The organism is Alkalibacterium sp. 20, assembly GCF_001885615.1.
Lineage (GTDB): Bacteria > Bacillota > Bacilli > Lactobacillales > Carnobacteriaceae_A > Alkalibacterium.
The window spans coordinates 1-622 of sequence record NZ_LSRN01000005.1; the positions used below are offsets into that span (position 1 = coordinate 1).

The 622-nt window shown below is 31.7% G+C and carries 1 protein-coding gene; it reads left to right on the forward strand.

Annotated features, from left to right (window positions below):
• The coding region (locus tag AX762_RS01750; protein ID WP_143139253.1) for a GIY-YIG nuclease family protein at positions 1-622 on the forward strand (622 nt) is incomplete at both ends.

Sequence of the window (622 nt, forward strand, 5' to 3'; positions counted from 1 at the left end):
CCACTGTTTATATCATTAATCATACTGAAAAGTCAGGTATTTCTGTATACATAGGAGAAACAACTGATATTTATAGGAGGACAATTGAGCATATTGACACTGACCCAAAAGATAGAGAAGATTGGGCAATAATGAAAGCTTCTTCAAATGCTAAAATGTTAGTTGTAGGCCATGAATTATTTAATAAGTCATTAACCTTAGATATTGAAAATCGTCTGATGTTGTATCTCTCAAGCGTTGACGGAGTAAATACGATCTATAACAGACGAAGTAATGAACAAAATGAATATTACACTTCAGAATACTTAGATGCTATTTTTTCTAAAGTTTGGAAAAAATTGCGAACTAAACACAAGCAGCTCTTTCCAATTGAAAAAGTTATTAAAGATTCTGCACTTTTTAAAGCATCACCTTTTCACAAATTAACTCGAGAACAACTGGATGCAAAAACGACTATTTATCATAAAATCGTTTCTGCTTTAACACGAAACTTGGATAGTCAATTGATTTTTGTTGATGGAGAAGCTGGAACAGGGAAAACTGTTCTGTTGAGTAGCTTATTTTATGATTTGTTCCAATACAACGAAGAAAAAGATCCGGTATTTCAAAGTAGAAATAATTT